This is a genomic window from Acinetobacter sp. CAU_H_29a_1, assembly GCF_058599505.1.
Map to the genome: position 1 here is coordinate 2,460,474 of NZ_CM178655.1, position 23,925 is coordinate 2,484,398.

Here is a 23,925-nt window from a genome sequence, read left to right on the forward strand (position 1 = left end):
CTCACTCAAAATCAAGCTGTTCTAATTGAATCTCCACCACATTCCAGTGATGCATTATCTCCCGCAGTACAATAAAGTAAACCAAACTAGAAAGACCGTCATCAGCCACTTTAGACACATAGTATTCCCTGCGCTCAACAAATGTATTAAACGCACTTTCAAGTTGCACACGGTCAAGTTGCTGCTGATCTGAAAAAAATAATGTTAAAACCTTTTGGAATAATACATCTGAAGTCACGGCAGTTTTGGGTTGGGCATATTGCATCTGAACGGACTCTAACAGCTCTTCAATCACATAAATCATTGACTCAATCGCAAGCTCATCCAACACCTCATGACGCATACTGTTTGACTGTATAAAGCTTAACCCTTGATCCAACTGTATATGCTGTCCATCCATTTCAAATGAAAGCTGATCTATGCCTAATGAAAATTTGAATACACCATTCAGATCAGTCATCGCTTCAATACTCCAAAGTCAAAGCACATAGCCCCAATGTATTTATACATAACGATAATCAAACTACCGAAATGCAATCGCGCCATCTTCGTTTGATAAGATAGCGCGATTGAAACTGAAGGTCAGCCGTATTCAGTTAGTTTGCTTGAGTCTTCGGTAAAAAGAAGGTTGCCAAACCGAGTAAAGGCAATAACGAACACACGCCAAACACCCATTCAATACCTTTGACATCAGCCAAATATCCTAAGCCTGCTGCAGCGATGCCACTCACACCGAACATTAAACCAAACATCAAACCTGCAATCATCCCTACCCGTCCCGGAACAGCTTCTTGCGCATAGACCACCATGGCAGCAAAGGCAGAGGACAGCACTAAACCTGTGACAATCGACAGCACAGTCATCCAAAATAAATTGGCATGCGGCATCATCAAAGCAAACGGCGCCATGCCGACAAAGGACACCCAAATTACTGCTTTACGTCCAATTCGGTCTCCAATTGACCCACCGGCAAATGTACCTAAAGCCACCGCTGCCAAAAAGGCAAACAAATGCAACTGCGCACTTTGTAAACTAAGATGGAACTTATGCATTAAATAAAAAGTGAAATAATTGCTGATACTGGCAATGTAAGTAAATTTGGCAAACATCAGCACGCAAATGGTCGACAGCGCAATAACCAATTGACGCCCATGTAGTTTGCTTTGCACTTGATGTGCTTTGGCAGCCAATTGTTTTTTACTGTGGCTGATGCTCCAACGGCTGACACCAAACAGCACCCAAATCGCAAGTAAGGCAAATACAATCAACCATGCCACGGCATGCTGTCCAAACGGCACAATGATCAGCGCCGCCAATAAAGGCCCAATCGCTGTACCTGTATTGCCACCGACCTGAAAGGTCGATTGTGCTGTGCCAAAGCGCCCGCCTGAAGCCATTCGTGCCACACGTGAGGCTTCAGGGTGAAAAGTTGAAGACCCCACACCAATCAATGCTGAAGCCATAAGTAGTACGATAAAATTCGGTGAAAAGGCCAACAGTAAAATGCCACTAAAAGTCACCACCATGCCGAGTGGTAACAGATAAGGTTTCGGATGTTTGTCGGTATACAGTCCAATCCAAGGTTGCAGTAGCGATGCCGTAATTTGATACACCAATGAAATCAGTCCGACTTGCGCAAAGCTTAAGGAAAAATTGGTTTTCAGCATCGGATAAATGGCTGGCAAAACAGCTTGAATCAAGTCATTGAGCAAATGCGCTACCGCTCCCACTACTTTTATAATCATGCCTTGCGGTTGTTCATTGATCGTAGCTTCGCCCATACCCTCTTTCATTTGAATTGAAGACGACATACCTCGCAAACTCCATGTATTTTTCATCAGGTATTGATTGTAAAATGTCATTCATAAGACTATCTTCCAATAATCATTGTATAACTGACAATTTTAAACCACACATGCCAAACTCTCTGATTCAAACCGAAATGTCCGAATTGGTGATTGGGCTGTCTTCTGAGCATACCTATCGAGAGATTACCCCTGCACACACACATTCGCGGGCGCAGTTTCTGTATGCTTCGACAGGGATGATTCAAGTGTTCACCCCGAATCATGTCTGGATCGTGCCGCCGATGTGTGCACTTTGGATTCCGACCCATGTCGAGCATAGTGTGATTTCATTAAGCCGAGTAAAACTCAATACGGCATTGGTTCAAGCCGATGCCGCTGCACTGCTGGGGCAACATTGTTTTATTATTCGGGTCAGCAAGTTATTGCATGAACTATTGATTCGCTTAAATGCGATTGAACACATTCCACCTTCTAAGCTGATCAGCTCAGATGAACTGTCACGATCTTTACAAATTTTAATTTTTGATGAAATTCATAAGGCCAATCTGTTGCCGATTCAGATTCCATGGCCGCAAGATCGACGCTTAATGAATATTTGCCAAGCGCTGTTAAGTACCCCGATCAGTTAAAAGATTTAAGCACATGGGCAGATGAAATTGGCACCAGCTCCAGAACCTTGATGCGCATGTTCCAAAAGGAAACGGGGCTGTCTTATCGCGCATGGGTTCAGCAAATGCATATTGCCCATGCCTTAAGTAAAATTGCCAGTGGTGAATCTGTCGCACAGATTGCAAGATCTCTTGGTTATAGCAATCCGAGTGCATTTAGTAGCATGTTTAAACGTCATTTGGGACAGACCCCGCAACAGTTTAAATATAAAGATGAATAGAAGGATACTCGCACCTAAGCACTCAGGCGATCGACAAATAAAATACCATTGAGATGATCGATTTCATGCTGCACAATGCGCGCAGGAAAACCTTCAAAAGTGCTTTCCATTACCTCACCAGTCAAAGTGTGATACAGCACCTTAATACTTTGCGCACGCTGTACCTGACCACGCTCATTCGGTACGCTTAAACAGCCTTCTTCACCTAAGGTCGTTGCTTGAGAAAACTCTAAAATTTCAGGATTGACCATCACCACGGCGTCCATTTCAGGCGCATCGGGATAACGTAAATTTGGCCGTGAAGCCACAATAATAACCCGCTTTGAAATATAGACTTGTGGTGCAGCAATGCCTACACCACTCCGCTCTAACATGGTCGCAATCATGGCAGAAGCCAACTGCATGAGCCAGTCGCTATTAAATTCTGCATCTGCGACGCGAGCAGCTTTGAGTCTTAAAATATCTTCACCACGTTGCGCAACAGGTAAAATGACACTCATACACAAATCCTAATTTTTATACCTATTTATTCTTTTTATATCATAAGCTTTTTATCTTGCCTGCGTTATATATTTACGTTGACCGTCAAATCAATGATGTTGATTCATGTATAATTTTTAGTTCAAACACCGTAAAGAAAGATTGATTATTCATTCAAAAAAGACTTCTTTAAAATCAAATATAAACCTTTATTCAGCTTTGGAATTATACGCATGGACGCAACACCACGTTTGACCAGAGAAGACAAACGTACCCTTGGTCTGTCATCACTCGGTGGTGCACTTGAGTTCTATGACTTTGTTATTTATGTTTTTTACGCCAAAATTATTTCTGAGCTGTTCTTTCCCGCAGGGCTCAGCCCATTTTGGGCTATGCTGAATACTTACGGTATTTTTGCCGCAGGTTACTTCTTCCGTCCACTTGGCGGTGTAGTCATGGCGCACTTTGGCGACCTCATCGGGCGCAAGCGTCTATTTAGCTTATCTATTTTGCTCATGGCTTTGCCTACCCTCATGATCGGGGTTATGCCAACTTTTGAAACGATTGGTTATGCCGCACCCTTACTCTTACTCCTTATGCGGGTGGTACAAGGCATTGCAATTGGTGGAGAAATTCCAGCGGCATGGACCTTTGTTTCTGAACATGTTCCATCTGAAAAAATTGGTTTTGCCAATGGCTTACTTACGGCTGGTTTGTCACTCGGCATCTTGCTCGGTGCTTTAATGTCACTATTCATTTCTCTTCAATTTAGTGAAGCAGCTATACATGATTGGGCTTGGCGTATTCCCTTTATTGTGGGCGGTATTTTTGGCTTAGTGGCCTTGTATTTACGCAGTTATTTGAAAGAAACACCCGTATTCAAAGCCATGCAAGCACGTAAAGAGCTGTCTAAAGAAATGCCGGTGAAACAAGTCTTCGCCAGCCATAAAACCGCCGTAGTGATTGGCATGCTCTTGACTTGGTTCTTAACTGCTTGTGTAGTGGTCCTGATTTTAGCCATGCCAAACTTACTGACGGGTGCCTTTGGCTTTGAACGTAGCGATGCTTTTCAAATGCAAAGTGCTGCGATCATCATGCAAATGCTGGGATGCATACTCGCTGGGACATTGGCAGATCACTTTGGTGCAGCCAAGGTCTTGGTTTTTGGCTCGCTCGGTGTCGCCGCTATCGCAACCATTTTCTATCACAGTTTAGGTGCGGTCAGTCCAACTACGGTGTTTGCACTGTATATGCTTTTGGGATTCTTTTCAGGCACGGTTGGGCTTGTGTCCTATAGCATGGTCAAGATGTTCCCTGCTTCGATCCGCTTTTCGGGCATTTCGTTTTCCTACAATGTCGCCTATGCCATTGCAGGAGGCATCACACTGCCTCTGGTTCAATGGCTCAGTCTCTATAGCAACATTGGCGCGATGTATTATATTTGGCTGGTCTGTTTGGTTTGCTTCTTCACAGCTTTGGTTTATCGAACTCGGTTCGAGACGAAGCACTAAAATGACAAAACCCTTCAATCGAAGGGTTTCTTTTTATGCAAGCTACTTTGAAAACATGAGGTCAAAGCCTTTAGCTTAAAGTTTCTGCATGCAGATTTTGGCGCAGTTCATCTTCCACAATATCAAGCTCGATTTGGCTAAACTTACGAATTTCGCCTTCAGCATGTTTTTCTAACATACCGCCAATTAATGGCACTTTCACTTTTACCGTCCATTCCAGTTGAAAGTGAATCTGCTTATCATTACCCGATACACTACGTTGGCACACAGCTTCTAAAGGTAGGTTAGGATCTAAACGAACTTCCGAGCTCAATACAACTAAATTGCTGACGTCGGTACGTTGTAAACGAAATGCATCTTTTAGAAATTTCTTCGCAATATCGGGAATATTGACATCCAAATTATACGCGCGCTTAAGGGTATAAATATCGCCAACTTTATTCGACTCCAAAATTTCCAACTTCTCCCCAGGAATACGACGACAAACATTTTCATGTAAGCTGATATTGGCTGCGAGTCGACGGAAGTCATCCAACGAAACACCGTTGATGGTGGCATTGACTACAAACTGATGTGCCATAACATTAAATCCTTTATTTTTTGTTTTTGTAAACATCCATGCCCTGATCAGGACTGAAAAACTGGATCTCGTCACCCTGTAAAAAGGTCAAATATAGACGATGCTCCAGCACCGACTATACCGTGATCTAGATTTCAATGTGTGCCATTCTGTATGACAATATCATCTGCAATATGAATAAAAACCACGCGCTCAAAACAGGCCAAGCGAATATCAAAATGCTCGGCCCCATCATCCAGTCCTGTGACCGCCCAACTTGCACTACTGGGTAAGTCATCCAGCCAAGTGGCCTGATAAAAATCCGCAACCGAAGCAAAGTCCAAATATTGCTGTGGACTTCCCTTTAACCGTTCAATGACCGACTCAAATTGAGCCAATTGTATTTGTTTAAAGTCAATCAACACTGCCTAGCCTAAACACTTTTCAGCTGTTGTTTATGGCGTACCTGTGTCCATTGCCACCATCCAAAAGCCGCCAAGCCAACAAAGCCTGCATATAAAGCCGCGGTTAGGAACAAATCTTTATAGATAAACATACCGACATAAACAATATCGACAAATACCCACAGCACCCATGTCGCAATATGTTTACGACTGGTCCAATAAGTCGCCAACAGACTAAACGCTGCGAGCTGCGCATCCAATAGCGGTACAGCAGCATCGGTCAAATACTTTAAGCTCAAACCAAATACTGCACCAGCCGCAGCGGCAAGTAGCATTTGCAAAATCACTTGCCGAGCTGTAATCGGTTCAATCCGAATCTCATGATCTTGTTGTTTACCTTTGAGCCAGTGATAAAAACCGTAAAAGTTCACCACTACAAAGAAAAACTGCAAAATGGTTTCGCCATACAACTTATAGGTATAAAACAAATAGGCATATAACAAGAAAGCAGCGAAGTTAAACCACCAACACCACATATTGCGCTTAATGGTCAACGTCACCCCGATTAAGCTAATGATGACTGCAAATATTTCAAGGCTAGACATGGTTCAACTGGTATTCAAAGAAGTGCTGCTATTATGAAAAAAAACTCAATAAAGGCAAGACAATTCCACTCAATCTAAACGTCGCTCTTTTTTCGGGGAATCGGATCAAACTGTCGAGTCACAGAATGAATACGCATAAGTTTTGACAGTTTTCTAACAATCGTTTAAAAACTTATAAAACGATACAGGAATAATCAAAATGTCAGAACAACAAGGTCGTGTCAGTCGCGAAGTTCGCGGTTCATTATTTTTAATTGGTTTAGATCGCGCAGCCAAGCGCAATGCTTTCGATAGTCATATGATTCATGACTTATCACTGGCCCTCACCGAATATGAGGATGAGCCTTCACTGCGCTGTGCCGTGATTTTTGCACACGGGGAACACTTTACAGCTGGGCTTGATTTGGTTGAATTGCAACCCAAGCTCAATGCAGGCGTTTTCGACTTTCCCACGTCACAAATTAACCCTTGGGGCACCAGTTGCAGACCTCGCACCAAACCCGTGGTTGTGGCAGTCCAAGGCTTTTGCTTTACCGCGGGAATTGAACTGATGCTCAATGCAGATGTGGTGATTGCCGATGCCAATACACAATTTGCCCAAATGGAAGTACAGCGCGGCATTTTACCCTTTGGCGGTGCAACGGTTCGCTTTGTACAAGCGGCGGGTTGGAACAAAGCCATGCGCTATCTACTCACAGGTGACAGCTTCAATGCTCAAGTAGCTTTCGATCTCAATTTAATTACCGAGGTCGTAGAAGCATCCACGCCAAACGCTGCATTAGAACGAGCATTGGCCCTTGCAGAATCGATTGCACATGCTGCTCCACTCGCCGTTCAAGCCACGCTGGCTTCTGCACAACAAGCAGTACAACATGGCGCAGACTATGCCTTTGCACATTTACAAGAGCACCTCAGCCCGCTACTCAAAACCCAAGATGCCCAAGAAGGTGTCATGGCAATGCTGCAACGCCGCCCTGCTCAGTTTAAAGGGCAATAAACTTTAAAGTCTGGAACCCACTTTAGTATTTAACAAAAAAGAAGAAATGATGATGCAAGCCACAGCCCATTTAGATTCGACTCAAATAGAGAAACAAACAGTAAAATTTTCAGCAACCGATGGTTATGTACTCGTTGGCACACGTTATTACTCATCTGAACCGATCAAAGCCAACATCATTGTTGCCAGTGCAACAGGTGTACCACAGCAGTTCTATCGCCGCTTTGCCGAGTATGCAGTAGCGCTAGGTTATCAAGTCCTAACTTTTGATTATCGTGGTGTGGGGCTTTCTGCACCGAAGCAACTCAAAGGTTTTAGCATGTCCTATTTGGACTGGGGGCAGCTAGACTTGTCGGCTGCCATTGACTCTATCCGCAAAGATGACAAACCTATTTTTGTGGTTGGACACTCTTATGGAGGCCAAGCGCTCGGTTTAACCCACAACCATGACCAAGTCACTGCGATGTATTGCTTCGGCACAGGTGCAGGTTGGCATGGCTATATGCCGTTTCGGGAGAAAATGAAAGTGCATGTGATGTGGAATCTTATTTTCCCGCCGATGGTCGCCCTAAAGGGTTACCTGCCTTGGAGCCTGCTAAAAATGGGCTCCGATTTACCTGTCGATGTCTACACACAGTGGCGAAAATGGTGTAAAAATCCAACCTACTTTTTTGCAGATCCCGAGCAACAACACTTGCAGGAACAGTATACACAGGTCAAAACCCCAATCTATGCTGTTTCAGCACTGGATGATGACTGGGCTTTACCCAACTCAAGACATGCATTTATGCAGCATTATCGGCATGCGAACATGCATTATCTCAACGTTGAAGCCAGTGACTATGGCTTGAAAGAAATTGGACACATGGGATATTTCCGCCAAGGGGCTGAAGCCATCTGGAACGATATGCTGAACACTTTTGATGGCTATTTATCATCACCAACCACGACGGAACGTTAAAGCTCTATGCGCCCACAAAAACTGAGTAAAGAACAAATCCAGTTGCACTGCATGCAAACCTTTAAAACCCATGGTTATGCAGGCACCAGTATGGATTTACTGGCAAAGTCTTGTGGGCTCAGTAAAGCGGCATTTTATTATTACTATCCCAATAAAGAAGCTTTGGTTTTAGATATTTTGCAAGTTAGCCAGCAATACTTAAACCATAAACTGTTCAGCATCTTGCGTAATACGCACTTGGAGCATTACGTTCGCTTTGAACACTTGCACCAACAAGCTGTCAGCTTTTTTAGTGCGGGTGTTCAAGGTTGCTTAGTCGGAATGCTGTCTTTGGAAATCCCGCATTTATCCGAACAAATTCATCTCAAAATTCAGTCGATTTTTCAAGATTGGGAATTGGCGTTGTTACACTACTTTCAGCAAGTCATGCCTATTGCTCAAGCTGAGGTACTGGCCAAAATCAGTGTTGCCGATTATGAGGGGGCAATCTTAATGACACGCTTAAAACAGGATGACTTCTATCTAACTCATGTTGCAGAAAGAATTCTTAAGCAGTTATCCATAGCTGTGATGGACGCTGTGGAGGCTTAAGCAAGAGATCAATCCCGAGTACGATAGCTTTTTTTATGCTCGCATCCACTGCGGTCAATATGCGTATAAAACATGCCATAACGACTTACATAATATTCAAGCGACTGATCATAAAAGCTCCAAAAAATAGACCATTCATTTAAATCCATTTTGCGAATTTGCGTCTGGGTTTTCGCACGCATTTTGACCAATAATGTGCTTTGCATTAACGTTGCATCTTCTTCGACCGTGAGCAATATCGCTTGATCTAAAAATAGAGTCGCCACGTCATCGAACAGCTCTTGTTCATAAGCATCAACTTCAATAACACGCTCAACCTGAGGTGCTCTATTGGTATGCGTTGCCATTTGCGGAGATACTGCTTCCGATTCAACCACTTTTTTTTGTCGCTTCAGAAAGCGGTGCTTTTTTTGAATTTTGATTACAATAATAGATGCCGCAACCAAAGCAATGAGTATGCAAATCATCAGTAAAAATGTCGCCATGCCCTGCTCTCGTAACCAATATTCCCTTTTAAAATACAGCATTATCGCTCAAATAAACACCAAATTAATTAAAACAGACTACGTATGAACTCAAATGCTCAATTCGATGACTTGTAATTGGGTATTGATTCTCAGACCAATTCAGGTGCTTCAACACATATTCGCACAAACGTGAAAGGCATCACGATATGTGATTTTTCACTCACAAAATCACTATAAAAAATAATTAACTTAGTGCGATTGAACAACAAAGTTACATCCGTACTAACAGTAATTCAATTTAATAAATACAGTCGCTAGCATGAAATAGCTGTTTCTATAGCTCTAAGAAGAAAAGATGGGTGGTGTTTCAAAAAGTATGCTGAAAAAAAGCAGGTTGAATTTTGATAAAATAGAGAAATGCAAATAACTCTAGAAATCAAATGTCCAACCTGCCTCAGTGACAGTATAAAGAAAAATGGCATCAAAGTAGATGGGAAACAAAACTATCAATGCAAAGACTGCAAACGTCAGTTTATTGGTGACCATGCTCTGAGCTATCTAGGATGTAATTCTGGCATTACTCGTAAAATATTACAGTTGATGGTCAGAGGCAGCGGTATACGAGATATCGCTGAAGTTGAGCGCATTAGTATCGGTAAAGTTTTACGGACTTTAACTGAATCGACCTATCAAATTCAGCCTAAACAAAGTCATTATGAATCTCTCGAAGTAGATGAATTCTGGACTTTTGTTGGAAATAAAAATAATAAACAATGGCTTATTTACGCCTACCATCGAGAAACAGGTGAGATTGTTGCTTATGTTTGGGGTAAGAGAGATTTAGCTACAGTCCAACGGTTGAAGACAAAGCTTAAACAATTAGGTATTCATTACACCCGAATTGCAAGTGATCATTGGGACAGTTTCATCACTGCTTTTAAAAACTGCAAGCAAAGTATTGGTAAGTTTTTTACCGTAGGTATTGAAGGTAATAATTGTAAAATAAGGCATAGAATTAGGCGCGGTTTTAGAAAGAGTTGTAATTTCTCCAAAAAGATTGAAAACCATTTTAAAGCCTTCGACTTAACCTTTTTTTACATCAATAATGGTTTCATTTAATGTCAGCATACTTTTTGAAACACCACCGAAAAGATGATACGGGCAGCCCAACTTCAGGACATTCCTGAAATTTTAAATGTCGTGCACGACAGTATTCGATCATGTATCAAAGACCATCATCGCCATGAAAGTACGATTCAAATTTGGCTAGAAAATAAAACCCAATCCAACCTGATTATGTGGATGCACTATAACGACAGCTGGGTTTATGTACTCAATCAGCACGTAGTGGGTTTTATTATGGTCAGTGATCAAGGTCGTATTTTACTCAATTATATTTCATCCGCTGAACAACAGCGCGGTATTGGGAAAGCCTTATTAGAAACCGTTATTGAACATCTTAAACGTAAAAAAATTCACCAAATTAGTTTAGAAAGCACCCAAACAGCATGCTCTTTTTATCAAAAACATGGCTTTCAAATCCATGTCCAAGACATTCCAAATCCCAAAATGGTGACCATGGTTAAACTCTTATCCTAAGGTTTATTAACAGAAGTATGACTCAACTAAATTCACTCATTTTCATAGGATTCATTGGGCATTTTCATCTGATCACGGCCCGCTTCTTTGGCTTGATAAAGCTTTAAATCGGCCGCTTTCATAAGGTCATGAATATTGGCATAAATCGTTTCATGATCCATCCACGACACCCCCATACTCAAAGTTACATAATCTTTGCCATCTAGGCGGTTATGATGCTCAAAGCGCGAACTACGCACTGCATCTAAAACGGTTTGCATAATCTGACTAATAATCGCAATTGGGACATTATATAAAACAATGGCAAACTCTTCCCCACCATAGCGTGCTAAGTAGGCATTATGTGGCAGTACTGCACCAATCACTTTGACCAGATTTTGCAGAACTTCATCGCCCTTTAGGTGCCCATAGAAATCATTATAATTTTTGAAATAATCGACATCCATCATGGCAAAAACCAAAGTTGCATGACTATTTTGTTGTGTTTCAATAAAGCGCTGCTGAATTTCCTGATTCAATGCACGCCGATTATAGGTGCCTGTTAAGGCATCAATTTGAATTTGATATTCGAGTTTTTCATTTAAGTCATGTAATTGAGAGGTGCGCTGTTGCACTTTTTGCTCTAAAGAATCATTCAATTCAATTAAATTATTATTTAAACGTTCGGTATGGTAAGTCTGATAAGCATAGTTACGTGATTGTCGGAACATCACCAAAAGTGCATACAGACTGGTAGAGATAAAAGATAGATGAATAGAATCAATCACATGTAGCGTTAGTAAAAAGTCATGAATGACCGATATACACAGCAATACCACGGCGTATAAATTGATTTTCGAATATTTTTGTTTGGTCTTTAAAGTAAGGTAAAAACCATAGGCAAAATTAAGCAAAATAACAATACTGAAAAATGCGCTATAAAAAGCCAGCTGCTCAAAAACAACTTGCTCGGATAACAAGGTAATGACGATATTCAAGGTCAAAACCAAAATGGAAACGGTATAAATCCAACGCTGTAAATAGTACTGATTGAGCAAATACATATAGCTCAAAAAAAATATGACCGCTAAATAGATAAATAAATATTCTAAACGTATGCCCCACAACCAGTTGATATCTAGGAAGGTCGTATAAGCATATGGCGCAGTAAAAAGATTATGTAAGGCAAGAAATAAAATAAAAATACCAAAAACAAAAATACTTTTACTATTCCGTTCATCTGAACCACGGAACATCGAGAACATGGTGGTGAACATTCCTACACCAAACACCACGCCACAGATCATGGCGATACTCATCATCAGTTGCTGATAATGTCGATTAATCGTTTTAGCAATGCCAATATGCATGGGGCTTTCAAGGCCGCCGCGTAAATTGTTAAAGTTTGAGGCTTGTATACTTAAAGTAAAATAGGGGCTGTCAGGGACAAAATAAGCAATCCGCGGTGCATTTTCTGTTTGCTGTGCTCCCGCATTATCCGCGACATCCCCCAAACGGACTAAAAAGTCTCCATTGAGATAAACCCGATAAGCACAATTTTGATTGGGGATATGAATGGCTAATCTTCGGCCAATGAATTCCTCTGGAATTTTAAAATGTGCAATAAAGGTGCCGTAACCAATATTACTGCCAGTAAGTTCCTTAAACGAAATTGGCAACTCCGTTGCTTTTGAAACTAATTTGGGATTGGGCCGAGTAATCAGCTCTTGGTCATAATAAGACCATGTACCTTTTAAATAACTGGTGGTTTGTTCGGTGAATTGAATGTCATTGACATTTTTTTGATGCAAATAATACTGCGTGGGCTCAGCTTCATATTGTGCCCACGTCGAAGGTATCAAACTTAAAACCAGCAAACAGCTTAAAACAAACCCAAACAAAGAACGTTTGCTCAATGAGCTATACAAAAGCGACTCTTCCCTTAAATACGCTCTGCCTAATAATTAATCTACAAATGTTTTTCTTAAAAACCAAGTGTTTTTACAAATGAATCAAATACATCCTTGTAATTGACTCTTTTATTTATCAATATTTTTGATTAATCACGTGTTTTTACATCATACAACTCAATTTCAAAAATCAAATTTGAATTGGCAGGAATAATATTACCCATTTTACGCTCACCATAAGCCAAATGTGATGGCACGATGAGTTTACGTTTACCACCCACTTTCATGCCCATAATCCCTTGGTCCCAACCTTTAATGACACGGCCTGTCCCAATCACAGTTTCAAAGTAGTTCCCGCGGTCTAAAGATGAGTCAAATTTGGTTCCATCTTCTAACCAACCCGTATAATGCGTGGTGATTAAAGCACCTTTAACCGCTTCTTTACCTTCACCGACAACCAAATCAATAATTTCTAATTCTGCGCTCATGTTTTCGCTCCCAACCTGTTCAATCAATAAATCTAGTTAAACTGCATGCTTATTGCAATTTCGTCCATTCAATAATGGCTTGTGCATGGTCACCAATTAAGGTCCACTCACCATCCATCACATTCAACTGAAGTTGCATGGTACGCTCACACAGGGCCTGAACTGCTTCAGTACTTGCAGTCGACAACTGCCAAATTTCAACATTGTTCAATGTCTTCAACTTACTGTTGCGCTTATACCATTCATCGACCGCTGTGCCATAAGTGACAATCGCCACTTGCTTACAACGTGCACTGGCTTTTTTCACTTTATCTTCGTCTGGGCTGCCCACTTCAATCCATTTCACCAACTGACCCGTGAGGTCCTTTTCCCACAGCGCAGGCTCATTGGTTTCAAATAAGTCTTTGGTAAACTCTAAAGCTTCATCCGCAAAACGTGCAAACGCTAACAAACGCACCATCAAACGCTCAATGGTTTCTGAAGGATGCAATGCCAAAGTCAGTTGATAGTCCCCATATTGGTGGACATCCATATTGGCAATATTCAAATCTGCCTTATAAATTGTAGCTTTAAGCGCCATACATACCATCCTCAAATTTGCCGACTAGCATATAAGATTTCGGCTTTTTTTGCTTAAAACAATTTAAGTCATTACTCAATGCGGCATGCAAAAAGTGCACTTTCAAACCTTATCCAATCTCTTTCATTTTGAACAATCAATTCAACTCGGTTATCAATCCCTTCTTCAACATCTTGATAGTTAAATTGTTCAGGATTGAAATTAAATGCCTTCCACCCCTGATTGGTATGGAAAATTCCTTTAATCCGTCGCCAATCTTGCTGTTCACAAAGTAAATCTAATAAATCGTAAAAGTCAAAAACCCAACGCTTCGGCATTTTCCAACCTGCAACACTATAACCTTGCGCCGTTTCTACATAGTGATACGGCAACTGTTTAATCTCAGGAAAATCTTGTTGAGTCGCTTTCAACTGTTGCTGAATGTTCAGTAAAGGCTGCTTTAGTCGTTTTGTTCCGATGTACTCAAAATCGATTTGCGCAAGCTCAATCTTGCCCTGCTCTGCCATCAGCCACTGCTGAGCATAAGGCTGATATTCGGTTTGCAGTTTTTCAAGAGCATCTTGATCTGCTTTTTGCATATGAGCTTGATGCGAAACCACCACAATCTGCGCCGCTTTTAATTGATCCTGATAAAGATTTTGTGCCGTCCAAGCATGATCATGTAAACGCGAACCATCCAGCACCGTGATCGGTGCACGCATGTGCAGGGTCGAGTGCCAATGTGGCTCGGTCAGTTGCTCCAGTAACTGTGCTGGATGTCCCAAGCCTGTGGGTTCAATAAACAACCGATCAGGCTTTTGTTCTGAGAGCAAACGAGACAATGCTATTTGCATCGGTAGTTGGCTGCTACAACATAAACAACCACCGAGTAATTCTTTTACCGCATAGCCTTCCGTTTGTGGCATGAGCTGTTGATCTACGCCAATTTTCCCAAACTCATTCATCAGTACCGCCCAAACTTCATGTTCAGGTTTCTGACTTAACAAATGCATGAGTAAAGTGGTTTTACCTGCACCCAGAAAGCCCGAAATAATATGCGTAGGAACCGCCTGCGGCATCGACATCAGTTTCAAAATTTTATACCTAGCATGGAAAATGATAAAAACAGCACAATAAAATAAGCCATCATCTTAATTTAAATCACCAATTTTCTCATCTCAAATCCATGGCATCGAACACTCAGCATTCAGTTGGCTGACATTTCATTCATTTATACCCCTATTGGACAAACTTCCTTACATTTTACTCAGTACTGAAATTAGGGTTTCGCACTTAATTCGCATGCTTTGTACAGTTTATGTGAGTTTTCAAACATCCATATTGATCATTAATTCTTCACTCACTCTCAATCTATTCACAAAAAACTTCTACTTGTTACTTAAATCTCACTATTTTTTCATCATCTGTAGTTTTAGGTAATGTGCACTTTTCACATTGTTGCTTCGATTGAACCGCAGATATTCAGGCGATAGCATGAAGCTCAGTTCAAATTGATGTGATGATCAGTCTGAACTATTTTATCTATAAAATATAAGGATGCCAAAACCATGAAACTTTCTCACTTAATTATTGCAACATCTTTAACAGCTGCGAGCTTTGCAACTTTTGCTGCACCTCAACAAGCGCCAGCTCAAGAAGACAAAGTTGTGGTATCAACCCAAGAAACAGCTGAAACTACAGACTTAAGTGCAAATGCACCAGCTTCGGAAGCATCTGCAGAACAACCGAATCAAGAAAAAGCCGCTAAATAATTCAAATGTTGAGAGATCCAGTGGCTTTACTCTCCTGCTGGATCGCAACAACTTTTTAGCGTCACTTGAAACCAAGATATATCCTATCTTGGTTTCTTTATATTTATGCGCATGGACTATAGCAGTTCAAGATCAACAGGTGCAGAAAGCCAAATTTGCATAGTTTTCCCATATAAGCTTCTATTCAAAACATAAACGTCAGACATTAAAAAAGATCCCCTGTGTAGGAGATCTTTTTTTAAAACTTAACTATGCGATGCTTTTTTATAAATACTGCACGAAGGATGATGGTTCTCTTGTAAGCGCGCGACCTTACGTTGTTCTGCCGCTTCAAAACGGCAACGCTTCCAGTCATTGTCCAAATTCAATGCAGGAATTTGTTTTGGCTTACCATTTTCATCTACCGCAACCATGGTGAAGTAACAGCTATTGGTATGGCGTACTGTACGCTTTTGAATATTTTGTGCTTCAACACGAATACCAATTTCCATTGAAGTACGACCGACATGGTTCACGCTTGCCAAGAAAGTCACTAACTCGCCCACATGAATCGGCTCTTTAAAATTAACTTTATCAACCGATAAGGTCACCACATAACTTCCTGAAAAACGACTCGCACACGCATATGCCACTTGGTCTAACAGTTTCAAAATGGTGCCACCATGCACATTTCCTGAAAAATTCGCCATATCAGGTGTCATTAAGACCGACATAGTGAGTTCAGACTGGTCATCCGCAGCCGCAGCAATTTGATCTAATGGGGACATCGCGTTCTCTAATTGGTAAGATAATAGGATATGTGACATTTATTATATCGGTTTTGAACGCTAAATTTGGTAACAAAACCATCATTATTATTTATAGTGATTTAAGTATCATTCAAAAAAATATATATAAAGAAGACTAAGTTTTTGAATCTATAGGCCTTCTTTAAATTTTAATTTATTCAAAAACATTGTTGCTGTGATATTTTCTTAGCACATAAATGGCTTTGAGCCTGATCCACTGTATTTCGAGTTATAGAAAAGCCCATTCAGGGTTTATTTCTACATCGCGCCAGATCAATGCGTTCTTACTTGAATACTTTGAATATTCAATTTTTGCTTATAATTTTTCTGCGCAAAAACTTTTTGAATCTGTCCTAACTGTGCAACGGTTGCATCGACCCCAGCTTGCATGGTCAACTCACGTCCGCTGACATCAAAGATATGCACCTTTTCACGTAAGTCTGGCTGAATCACAATATCGGCATTTTTCAGCTCAATTTGTGCAAGGTTCTTTTGCATAATATTGATATTTTGGTTAAACAGCCCCCAAACATTTGAGGTTTCGGTATACATTGGCTGCGCCAGAATATCGACCGCGATAATAATATCCGCCCCTAACTTGCGTGCCACATCAACAGGTACAGGGCTGACTAAACCACCATCTACATATTCATCAGCACCAATCTTGGTTGGAATAAACATACTCGGGATCGATACCGATGCCCGAACCGCTTGCCCAGTATTGCCATAGTTAAAGACGACTTTTTTACCTTCTTTTAACTGCGTCGCCACCACATACATTGGGATAGGTAAGCGTTGAAGTGGAATGTCGTTCACTTGTTCATTGACATAGTCTTCAACTTTTTGACCATCAAAGAAACCTTTCATGTCCAAACGAATATCGCGCACGTCATTGGCTTTCATATTCAGCGCAATATCACGAATTTGATTGGCATTTTTACCACTGGCATACAGTGAGCCGACGATACTACCAGCACTGGTTCCCACGATAAAGTCGGGACGAATCCCCGACTGCTCTAAAACTTGAATTGCGCCAATATGTGCATAACCACGTGCACCACCACTCCCCAACACCAAGGCAATAATTGGACGGTTCTGTTCTTTTTTGAGCTGTTTAAAATTGATCTGGTTGAGTCGCTCTTGGGCTTCCCCTGACTCAGTTTCGGCTGAAAAAGCCTGACTTGGCGTTTCTTGCGCAACTTTGGGCATGCTTTGACAGCCAGCTAAAGCGAGCAATGTAAACGACATAAGGCTAAGTTTAATGTTCAACATGATTCACCGAAGTTGAGATAGCGCGAAATTTTCCAGCAGCATAGTGTATGAAAATCAGCAGTCCAAGTACTGTTTTTTTTCGTAAAAGCGTCATATTCCCCTATTATAATCTGTTTCAATTTTTCAGCATAATTCAACATGCACACTCAGCAGCTCATTCGCATCTTTCTGCATTTTTTAAAATTGGGCTGCTTGTCTTTTGGTGGCCCTGCTGCTCATTTGGTGTTTTTTCACCGACATTTTGTACAACAACTTCGGTGGTTGAGTGATGCTGAATATGCCCAGTTGGTTGCTCTCGCACAATTGCTCCCAGGACCGACCAGCAGCCAAGTGGGTATTGCCATTGGTTATCAACTCCAAGGCTACCGCGGTGCGTGCGCGGCTTGGCTCGGTTTTACTTTGCCGTCTATGCTCCTCATGGCATGTTTCGCGGTACTGGGTCAGCAGTATTTCAATCAACTCAGTACAACGACATTGCATAGCATTCAGTTGATCGTTTTTGCTGTGGTGGTCTGGGCGTTTTGGCAAATGTTGAGAAGTTTCTGCAAAACTATTTGGCAATATGTGCTGATGTTACTTAGCACCTTGTTTCTTTACTTTGCCCCATGGTCATTTAGCCAAGTCATCGTCATCTTGGTTGCAGCTCTGGTCGGGATTTATTTTGCATCAGATTCGACATCAAAGCTTCAAGACAGCAGCTTAAAAGCAAAAGTCCATGCAAAGCGGACTTATTTTTGGCTGATTGCCTTTGTTTTGCCTTTTGTAGTTTTTATGGTGTGGCCTTCACTCTTCTCACAGAGCCTGTTTAGTTTTTACCAAGCCGCATCTTTGGTTTTTGGTGGCGGGCATATTATTTTGCCACTTTTACATCAGGACTTCGTCGCCAGCCATATTTTATCTGCAGAACAATTTGACTTAGGTTATGCGCTGGCTCAACTCATGCCTGGCCCCTTATTTAGTTTCGCCAGTTACTTAGGTGCTTTATTACCTTTAACGCCCTTTGTTTGGCTGAATGCGATTCTAGCCACCTTAGCAATCTTTCTGCCCTCATTCTTTTTAATCTTTGCAAGCTTGCCTTATTGGTCTTGGCTTATGCAGCAAGCTGCGATCCGAAAAGCCGTGATTGGGATTAATGCTGCAGTGGTAAGTTTACTGCTGTGTTTAGTGATACAAATGGGACAAAGTTATTTCAAGCATTGGACTGACTTAGTTTTTGTGGTCGCTGTTATTTTAATGCTTCGAACCAAACTCCCTATTTGGCTAAGCCTGATTTTAAGTTTTGCACTCTATCAGCTGTTCTTTTACTTTAGCGGTTAAATAGCCATAAAAAAGCCCCTATCAATGTAGAGGCTTTTTTAATGTGCTAAAAGATTACCAAATATCTGATTTCACTTTGTCTTTAAATTTAGGATGGTTATCCAATTTAAACACTGGCTCTTTCACACCTTGTTTCAGCTGTGCTAAATAGTCTTTTAACAGCATCAATAAGAATGGTGTTAATAACAAAATGGCAAACAAGTTAATGGTGGCCATGATACCCATGAACAAATCCGCAGTGTTCCAAATGAGAGGCACACTCATCACTGAACCGAGATACACCATAATCAAAACAAAAATACGGAAGACGAACATCACCTTGGCATTGTTATTGATAAATTGCACATTACCTTCTGCATAGGCATAGTTACCAATGACCGATGAAAAGGCAAACATGAACAAAATCGTCGCAAGGAAGTCATCACCCCAAGAACCAATTTGGCTCTCTAAAGCCATTTGGGTGAGCGCTACGCCTTCAAAGCCCGCATCATGATAAAGTCCTGAGGCCAAAATAATAATCGCTGTACATGAACACACCACGAAGGTATCCACAAATACACCGAGCATTTGTACCAAACCTTGGTTTACAGGGTGCTTTACATCCGATGCAGCTGCCGCATTCGGTGCTGAACCCATACCGGCTTCATTAGAGAATAAACCACGTTTAATCCCCATCATCATTGCCATAGAAACCATCGCACCGAAGAAACCACCAGCAGCAGCTTCAAACTCAAAAGCTTTAGAGAAAATGAGCTGGAAGATATCAGGTAAAATAGCGTAATTAATTACGGCAATATATAAAGCAACTGCCAAATACAACAAAGCCATCAATGGCACAAAACTTTCTGCCACTTTGGCAATACGTTTGATCCCACCAAAAATAATCATCGCAGTCAACAAGACTAAACCTAATCCAACCCAAGACACCACAATATGAATGCCACCGAGTTCAAATGCTAGATTGGCTTTATCCCATCCCCATGCATGTGCTGTCGCACCTGTAATTGCATTGGCTTGTACTGCGTTAAACACAAAACCATAGGTTGAAATAAGCGCAACAGCAAAGACTACACCCAACCATTTTTGTTTCAGGCCTTGGGTAATATAGTAGGCAGGTCCACCACGGAACTGTTTATTTTCTTGGTCGCGCACCTTAAATAACTGTGCGAGTGATGACTCAACAAAAGCCGAACTCATGCCTAAAAATGCAGTGACCCACATCCAAAATACTGCACCCGGTCCACCAATCGCAATTGCGATCGCAACGCCCGCAACATTACCCACACCCACACGACTAGCAAGCCCAGTGACAAAAGCCTGAAAAGGTGTAATGCCATGATCATCATCACATTCCTTACGGCTTGATTTCATGACCTTGATGCTGTGCAAAAATAAGCGAACCTGTACTGCACCCGTAATTAGGGTGTAAAACAAACCGACCGCAACAAGGAAAATCACCAAAAAGTCCCACAGAGGTCCATTCAGTGTATTCACCCACCCGAGTAATGTTTCATTTAATTGATCATTCATCTCGATATCCTAATTATTGTGAGAGACCTGAAAGCAAAAAAGCCCTAGTTTCCTAGGGCAAATTGCATTTCCAATTAGTTAAAATATTGCAAAATAGACTGAATGACAGCCACGTTAATCAAGTCTACAAAGAATGCGCCACATAAAGGCACAATCAAGAATGCCTTGTGCGAAGGACCATACATGTTGGTAATCGCCTGCATGTTTGCAACCGCAGTCGGGGTTGCACCCATACCAAATCCACAGTGACCCGCAGATAACACCGCAGCATCGTAGTTTTTACCCATCACACGGAATGTCACAAATGCAGCATATAAGCCCATCGTAATCGTTTGTGCACCTAAAATCACCACAAGCGGACCAGCAAGGTCAGCCAATTGCCATAATTTCAATGAAAGCAAAGCCATCGCAAGGTACAACGACAATGATGCATTACCAAATACATCAATCGCACGGTCAAAGATTTGAACTTTGAAAATACCTTCCAACACATTACGTAAAATCACACCACCTGCAAGCGCCCAAACAAAAGTCGGTAACTCAAGCATTGTGCCTTTCATATGGCCGGTCATAAAGTCAGCAAAAGCCAAACAGCCTGCAAACAAACCTAATGTGGTAATCGCATTATCCGCAGTGATTAAACGCACACGATGTGGATATTCAAACGGTACATATTCTGTTGAATTAATATCAGTTAGTGGTGTGTTATCACTCTTTTCAATTTGTTCATTGGTACGTGGCGTCGCCAATTGATAGCGGTTAATGAGTAACTTCGCTAAAGGACCACCAATCAAACCACCAATAATCAAACCAAATGTCGCACTCGCCATACCCAAAGCTAATGCACCTTGGATACCATGCTTAACTTCTAAAATTTCACCCCAAGCACCCGCAGTACCATGACCACCAGTTAAGGTAATTGAACCTGCAATCAAACCAATAAGTGGGTCAATACCCAATAAAGTTGCAAGGCTAATGCCGACAAAGTTTTGCACCACAATAAATGAAGCGACAGCCATCAAGAAAATAATCAGACCAATTCCGCCTTCGCGCAATTTGGCAAAGTTTGCACTTAAACCAATTGAGGCGAAGAAAATCAGCATAAAACTTGTTTGCAATTCGCTACTGGTCGTGATGCTATAGCCCCAAAGACTATGCACAACCAAGGAGATAATCGCTGCAACTAAACCACCTGCGACAGGCTCAGGAATGTTGTAGCGTTTCAAGAAACCAATTTTATTTACCAAGAAGCGGCCAAGTAACAAAACGATGACAGCAGCAATCAAGGTATAAAAAGCGTTAAAAGTAAATTCCATGACAATTGTCCATAAAGCGGATGCTTAGATTTTGTTATCTGGCTAATAAGCCACCGAATCCATTGATACTTCAAGAGATATTTCGTAAATCTGAGACAAACTCAGTCTTGCGTATGGAAATTCAGGCAACGGGTAAATTGGTAACAAACTAAGCGATCTGATGCATAACATGTTCAGTTCTACACGATGAGTAAACTGAAATAACGTAATGCCCAATAATGTTTGGACACAGATACGGTTTTTTGAAAAAAATCACAAAACCGCCCCATATTGCTTTAAAAACAAGCAATAAATGCACAATATGGGCGAAAGACGGACATTATGCAGATTTTTTATAGATAATCTTTATTTTTTTACAATAATTTCCAACTATTTCACTTATTCTTTTCTGACTTAATACTTAAGTCTATATTCAAAATGTATTTAGTCTGTATAAATTTCTCGACTAAAACAAAACAGGAGCCTAAAGCTCCTGTTTTTAAACTACAACTATTTCATCACATGATTAGAAGCTGTATTTCGCCATTAAGCCAACACGGTTGTCTTTGTAGCTATTACCAGCAAAGGTATCACGTTTACCATTGATATATTCAACACCTAAGTCCAATGGCTTAACTGGTGAATAGATGAAGTTAATCCATGCTTGATAAACTTCTTCGTTTGCTGTTGAGTTTAAAGTTGCATAATCTGTGCTGTCATCTGCAAATAGAGCACCATACGCTAAAGTCGAACGTAATTTTTCGTTGAATTTATACGTACCACCGACTTGTACACCAAACGCTTCATTTTGTGCGATCTTGCCATTTGAAGTATTAACCACATATGCAGAGTTGCTGCCATACAAGTAGTTACTGTTACCATCCACATAAGACACATCAGCACTTATTTTTAGTGGGTCCATTACTTGATAGTTTACACCAGCAGCTAAGCCCCAAGCTGTATCAGAGTCATCAGCCGATTTATAATTTTCAACTAAAGCACGAGCAGATACAGAGCCTTTGCCATCAGCAAAACCTTGCGTCAATTTCGCTGTTAGGTTCGGTACGCTGTATTTAATGTTTTTGCCGCTACTATCACCTTCTTCAGCAGAAATAAATAGTTTCGTTGCAGGCGCTAAATTAAAGCCATAACGGACTTGTGGAAGACGGTTTGTACCACCCCCCACGTTGGTGCCGAAGTCAATCATTTCTGGCGCATGGTTAGAAAGGAAGTTGGATGTGGTTTGACCAAATAACCAGTTGTTATAAGTTAAATACGCATGACGAATACGTAAAGCACCATTGCTATCTGTAGTCGAGCCCGCAAAATCAACTTCTACTTTACCACCCAGTTTGTTATCACCAGCCACATTGGTATTGAAATCTAAACCTAAACGTGTAGTTTTTGCTGTCGCGAGCAATTTATCCTTGACAGATGCAGGATCATTTGTACCAGTTCCACCTACTTTAGCAACACCATTGAAGTCATTATTCGCACCTTCAATAATGTAGTTTGCATCGCCACGAACAAAACCATACAGATTAATGTCTGCGCCAGACTTAGATTTGAACGAAGACAGTGGAGATTCAGCTTTTACAGGAGCTGGCTGTGCTTTGACTTGTTGAATCTGAACGGCTTGTTGTTGTTGAACTTGTTGCTGCTGTTGCATCAATGCTTTTAGCTCTGCAACTTCGGCACGTAACTGAGCGAGTTCTTGTTGTTCTTTGGTTGCAGCATGAGTTGTTGTCATCATCAGAGCAGCCACACTAAGTGCTAGGCTTTGAGCGATAAATGGCTTTTTATTGAGGGCTAAACGCATACACAAACTTCCTTTATTACATTGTTAATAGTGAATCAAAAATTCCATTTCAGTAAAATTTTTTGCACAAAAGACCACTCCGTTTTGGTCTTTTCATATGCAAAGTAATCTTATAAAGATGAAAAATCGCACATTTCGATGTTTTAAGATATGACCTTTTATTACTCTTGCCACTAAAGTCTAATGCACACAATTTCAAACTATAATTGATGTTATTCGCGATTGGCTTTGAATCATCAAATTACAATTTAGACAGACTTTTGCAATAATTAAGTAACAATTCTTCATATTTTCTTAAATATAGACTGAGTTTTATTTGAGATCT

General features: G+C 41.1%; 24 protein-coding genes and 1 pseudogene. 9 read left to right on the plus strand and 16 right to left on the minus strand.

Translation table 11 applies throughout. From position 1 onward, the window contains the following. Nucleotide 1 precedes the first annotated feature (1 nt). Both AC4MDD_RS12255 and AC4MDD_RS12260 read right to left on the minus strand, forming a co-directional pair. Nucleotides 2-460, minus strand: a complete 459-nt coding sequence (locus tag AC4MDD_RS12255) for a hypothetical protein (RefSeq protein ID WP_491881723.1) — start codon at nucleotides 458-460, stop codon at nucleotides 2-4. Between the two features lie 136 nt (nucleotides 461-596). Next, nucleotides 597-1,811 carry an MFS transporter gene (locus AC4MDD_RS12260; RefSeq protein WP_491881724.1) on the minus strand — a complete coding sequence of 405 codons (1,215 nt, stop codon included), beginning with the start codon at nucleotides 1,809-1,811 and terminating at the stop codon, nucleotides 597-599. Nucleotides 1,812-1,915: 104 nt separating this feature from the next. Here AC4MDD_RS12260 and AC4MDD_RS12265 point away from each other — a divergent pair. Next, nucleotides 1,916-2,697 (plus strand): annotated as a pseudogene (locus tag AC4MDD_RS12265) (AraC family transcriptional regulator). Nucleotides 2,698-2,711: 14 nt separating this feature from the next. On the opposite strand, the gene def reads toward AC4MDD_RS12265, so the two are convergent. Continuing rightward, nucleotides 2,712-3,197: a peptide deformylase gene (def, locus tag AC4MDD_RS12270; protein ID WP_004694417.1), complete on the minus strand. Its 486-nt coding sequence runs from the start codon at nucleotides 3,195-3,197 to the stop codon at nucleotides 2,712-2,714. Nucleotides 3,198-3,410: 213 nt separating this feature from the next. Here def and AC4MDD_RS12275 point away from each other — a divergent pair, with 213 nt between their 5' ends. Further along, nucleotides 3,411-4,688 (plus strand): MFS transporter, encoded by a 1,278-nt coding sequence (locus AC4MDD_RS12275; protein WP_491881725.1) that lies wholly within the window; start codon nucleotides 3,411-3,413, stop codon nucleotides 4,686-4,688. Between the two features lie 70 nt (nucleotides 4,689-4,758). Here the strand turns inward: AC4MDD_RS12275 and AC4MDD_RS12280 are convergent, their stop codons facing one another. From AC4MDD_RS12280 to pnuC, 3 genes are all read right to left on the minus strand, one after another. Further along, entirely contained in the window at nucleotides 4,759-5,268 is a 510-nt protein-coding gene (locus AC4MDD_RS12280; RefSeq protein WP_201703955.1) for a DUF2505 family protein, read from the minus strand. Nucleotides 5,269-5,402: 134 nt separating this feature from the next. After that, nucleotides 5,403-5,672, minus strand: a complete 270-nt coding sequence (locus AC4MDD_RS12285; RefSeq protein ID WP_005399895.1) for a hypothetical protein — start codon at nucleotides 5,670-5,672, stop codon at nucleotides 5,403-5,405. Between the two features lie 8 nt (nucleotides 5,673-5,680). Then, nucleotides 5,681-6,256, minus strand: a complete 576-nt coding sequence (pnuC, locus tag AC4MDD_RS12290; protein ID WP_005399896.1) for a nicotinamide riboside transporter PnuC — start codon at nucleotides 6,254-6,256, stop codon at nucleotides 5,681-5,683. 199 nt (nucleotides 6,257-6,455) lie between these two features. Between pnuC and AC4MDD_RS12295 the strand changes: the two genes are divergently transcribed. From AC4MDD_RS12295 to AC4MDD_RS12305, 3 genes are read left to right on the plus strand one after another with little or no spacing between them, the layout of a single operon-like run. Further along, entirely contained in the window at nucleotides 6,456-7,253 is a 798-nt protein-coding gene (locus tag AC4MDD_RS12295) for a crotonase/enoyl-CoA hydratase family protein (protein ID WP_491881726.1), read from the plus strand. A gap of 52 nt (nucleotides 7,254-7,305) precedes the next feature. Continuing rightward, nucleotides 7,306-8,214: an alpha/beta hydrolase family protein gene (locus tag AC4MDD_RS12300; RefSeq protein ID WP_491882618.1), complete on the plus strand. Its 909-nt coding sequence runs from the start codon at nucleotides 7,306-7,308 to the stop codon at nucleotides 8,212-8,214. A gap of 6 nt (nucleotides 8,215-8,220) precedes the next feature. Further along, on the plus strand, nucleotides 8,221-8,805 hold the full coding sequence (locus AC4MDD_RS12305; RefSeq protein ID WP_491881727.1) for a TetR/AcrR family transcriptional regulator: 585 nt from the start codon (nucleotides 8,221-8,223) through the stop codon (nucleotides 8,803-8,805). An 8-nt stretch (nucleotides 8,806-8,813) separates the two neighbouring features. On the opposite strand, the gene AC4MDD_RS12310 is transcribed toward AC4MDD_RS12305, so the two are convergent. Further along, nucleotides 8,814-9,290: a hypothetical protein gene (locus AC4MDD_RS12310; protein ID WP_491881728.1), complete on the minus strand. Its 477-nt coding sequence runs from the start codon at nucleotides 9,288-9,290 to the stop codon at nucleotides 8,814-8,816. Between the two features lie 399 nt (nucleotides 9,291-9,689). Between AC4MDD_RS12310 and AC4MDD_RS12315 the strand changes: the two genes are divergently transcribed. Together AC4MDD_RS12315 and AC4MDD_RS12320 are read left to right on the plus strand one after the other, a co-directional pair. Continuing rightward, on the plus strand, nucleotides 9,690-10,391 hold the full coding sequence (locus tag AC4MDD_RS12315; protein WP_219349264.1) for an IS1-like element ISPa14 family transposase: 702 nt from the start codon (nucleotides 9,690-9,692) through the stop codon (nucleotides 10,389-10,391). Nucleotides 10,392-10,424: 33 nt separating this feature from the next. Continuing rightward, complete coding sequence (locus AC4MDD_RS12320) at nucleotides 10,425-10,871, plus strand: GNAT family N-acetyltransferase (protein ID WP_078388431.1); 447 nt, start codon at nucleotides 10,425-10,427, stop codon at nucleotides 10,869-10,871. A 32-nt stretch (nucleotides 10,872-10,903) separates the two neighbouring features. Here the strand turns inward: AC4MDD_RS12320 and AC4MDD_RS12325 are convergent, their stop codons facing one another. The 4 genes from AC4MDD_RS12325 to AC4MDD_RS12340 all read right to left on the minus strand — a co-directional run bounded on the left by AC4MDD_RS12325 (nucleotide 10,904) and on the right by AC4MDD_RS12340 (nucleotide 14,901). Beyond that, complete coding sequence (locus AC4MDD_RS12325) at nucleotides 10,904-12,751, minus strand: sensor domain-containing diguanylate cyclase (RefSeq protein WP_491882619.1); 1,848 nt, start codon at nucleotides 12,749-12,751, stop codon at nucleotides 10,904-10,906. A gap of 158 nt (nucleotides 12,752-12,909) precedes the next feature. Beyond that, on the minus strand, nucleotides 12,910-13,248 hold the full coding sequence (locus AC4MDD_RS12330; protein WP_004981094.1) for an FKBP-type peptidyl-prolyl cis-trans isomerase: 339 nt from the start codon (nucleotides 13,246-13,248) through the stop codon (nucleotides 12,910-12,912). Nucleotides 13,249-13,297: 49 nt separating this feature from the next. Continuing rightward, a complete protein-coding gene (locus AC4MDD_RS12335) occupies nucleotides 13,298-13,828 on the minus strand; it encodes a YaeQ family protein (protein WP_004694442.1) in 531 nt (176 codons plus the stop codon). A gap of 71 nt (nucleotides 13,829-13,899) precedes the next feature. Next, nucleotides 13,900-14,901: a CobW family GTP-binding protein gene (locus AC4MDD_RS12340; RefSeq protein ID WP_491881729.1), complete on the minus strand. Its 1,002-nt coding sequence runs from the start codon at nucleotides 14,899-14,901 to the stop codon at nucleotides 13,900-13,902. Between the two features lie 474 nt (nucleotides 14,902-15,375). Between AC4MDD_RS12340 and AC4MDD_RS12345 the strand changes: the two genes are divergently transcribed. Further along, a complete protein-coding gene (locus tag AC4MDD_RS12345) occupies nucleotides 15,376-15,579 on the plus strand; it encodes a hypothetical protein (protein ID WP_004694446.1) in 204 nt (67 codons plus the stop codon). Between the two features lie 245 nt (nucleotides 15,580-15,824). Here AC4MDD_RS12345 and AC4MDD_RS12350 read toward each other — a convergent pair whose 3' ends face one another. Both AC4MDD_RS12350 and AC4MDD_RS12355 read right to left on the minus strand, forming a co-directional pair. Beyond that, a complete protein-coding gene (locus tag AC4MDD_RS12350) occupies nucleotides 15,825-16,346 on the minus strand; it encodes an acyl-CoA thioesterase (RefSeq protein WP_004694449.1) in 522 nt (173 codons plus the stop codon). 294 nt (nucleotides 16,347-16,640) lie between these two features. Beyond that, nucleotides 16,641-17,639, minus strand: a complete 999-nt coding sequence (locus AC4MDD_RS12355) for a patatin-like phospholipase family protein (protein ID WP_078388427.1) — start codon at nucleotides 17,637-17,639, stop codon at nucleotides 16,641-16,643. Between the two features lie 138 nt (nucleotides 17,640-17,777). Here AC4MDD_RS12355 and chrA point away from each other — a divergent pair, with 138 nt between their 5' ends. After that, complete coding sequence (gene chrA / locus AC4MDD_RS12360) at nucleotides 17,778-18,956, plus strand: chromate efflux transporter (RefSeq protein WP_491881730.1); 1,179 nt, start codon at nucleotides 17,778-17,780, stop codon at nucleotides 18,954-18,956. A 54-nt stretch (nucleotides 18,957-19,010) separates the two neighbouring features. Here the strand turns inward: chrA and AC4MDD_RS12365 are convergent, their stop codons facing one another. The 3 genes from AC4MDD_RS12365 to AC4MDD_RS12375 all read right to left on the minus strand — a co-directional run bounded on the left by AC4MDD_RS12365 (nucleotide 19,011) and on the right by AC4MDD_RS12375 (nucleotide 23,600). After that, nucleotides 19,011-20,486, minus strand: coding sequence for an alanine/glycine:cation symporter family protein (locus AC4MDD_RS12365; protein WP_078388425.1), 1,476 nt, complete (start codon nucleotides 20,484-20,486; stop codon nucleotides 19,011-19,013). 74 nt (nucleotides 20,487-20,560) lie between these two features. After that, nucleotides 20,561-21,802: a sodium/glutamate symporter gene (gene gltS / locus AC4MDD_RS12370; RefSeq protein WP_004981109.1), complete on the minus strand. Its 1,242-nt coding sequence runs from the start codon at nucleotides 21,800-21,802 to the stop codon at nucleotides 20,561-20,563. A gap of 505 nt (nucleotides 21,803-22,307) precedes the next feature. Then, on the minus strand, nucleotides 22,308-23,600 hold the full coding sequence (locus AC4MDD_RS12375) for a DcaP family trimeric outer membrane transporter (protein WP_491881731.1): 1,293 nt from the start codon (nucleotides 23,598-23,600) through the stop codon (nucleotides 22,308-22,310). Nucleotides 23,601-23,925: the final 325 nt, after the last annotated feature.